The sequence below is a fragment of the Sphingomonas sp. RB1R13 genome (assembly GCF_036663775.1).
GTDB lineage: Bacteria > Pseudomonadota > Alphaproteobacteria > Sphingomonadales > Sphingomonadaceae > Sphingomicrobium.
This window is the reverse complement of the sequence record NZ_JAXOJM010000066.1, coordinates 1-1221: the sequence shown is the minus strand read 5'-3', so window position 1 is coordinate 1221 and position 1221 is coordinate 1. Positions and strand designations below refer to the sequence as shown.

Here is a 1221-nt window from a genome sequence, read left to right as displayed (position 1 = left end):
CGCGACCAGCAACAGGGTAAAGCTGCCCGCCACCGCCGACGCCCCGTTGGCGATGATGTAGATGACGAGCGCGACGATCAGCACCCGCCGCCGTCCATAGCGATCGGCCAGCGGCCCATGCACCAGCTGCGCCACGCCGAAACCGATCAGAAACGCCGTGACGACGAACGGCCGCGCAGCAGGCGGCGCCCCCAGCGCTTCCCCGATGGCAGGCAGCGCGGGCAGCATCGAATCGATTCCCAACGCGGTCAACGCCATCAGCGCCGCGATCAGCAGAACGAACTCGACAAAGCCGATGGGCGCACCGGGGGGCTCGGCGGTGACGGGCGTCACCGGATCAACGGAACGGGATTCGGACATGATGGCTGCCACATAGGGGAGATGGACGGAGAGGGAAACCGGGAAAACCCGGCGGCCGCCTCATGGTTGCCCTTCCGACTTCCAAGGTCAGCCGGGTTTCACCGCGTCGTAATAATGATTCTGTCCTTCATCGGTCAGGCGATCGGCCAGAACCAGCCCGCACGCCTGCAACCGTTCCGCATAGGCCGACGCCCCCAGCGAACGGGAAACGCGCCCGGTCAGGCTGTCGCGCCATTCGCATCGCTGATGCGGGGCACTGAACAGGAAGCGTCCACCCGGTTCCAGCACCTTCGCCACCTTCTCCAGCAGCCTGTCTTGATCGGGCTCCGCCAACAGGAAGATCAGGCCGATCGCCACGACACCGGCAAAGCGTCGCCCGAATAGCTCGCTGCCCTGCACCGGCTCGCAAAGGGCGGGCATTTCGGGAAAATGGGCGCGATAGGCGGCAAGGAGTGAGGGTGACGCATCGCCCCCCCATACTGAAAAGCCCTCGTCGACCAACGCCCGCGCGATCGGCATTCCGGAGCCGCAACCCAGGTCGAGGATCGCCGTCGATGGCGGGAAGGCGTCCATCGCCCAGCGGCGAACGATGTTCGCACCGACCTCCGAACGAACCGCCATGAACGTCTTCGCAACGGCATCCCAGCCTTCGGATGTGTCGGTCGTCACCGCATGGTTCCTTCCAGTATTGCCGCGCCCCTGGCACCGACAGCGCCATCCAACTGTTAAAGGCGGACATTCAGCGTGGCTAAAGCATAGCAGGCCGACAATCCCCGGCCAGCCATCTCGGCCCACAGGACGCGTAAGGAGTTTATCGCCATGTCCATCCTGTCCCGCTCCCCCCTCGCCCTTCCGCTGCTG

General features: G+C 65.2%; 2 protein-coding genes. Both read right to left on the bottom strand.

The window, feature by feature from the left end; translation table 11 throughout:
- A partial coding sequence (locus U1700_RS14910; protein WP_332753465.1) for an MFS transporter occupies nt 1-360 on the bottom strand: 360 nt, incomplete at its 3' end.
- Between the two features lie 87 nt (nt 361-447).
- Nucleotides 448-1029, bottom strand: a complete 582-nt coding sequence (locus U1700_RS14905; protein ID WP_332753464.1) for a class I SAM-dependent methyltransferase — start codon at nt 1027-1029, stop codon at nt 448-450.
- Between the last annotated feature and the right edge of the window lie 192 nt (nt 1030-1221).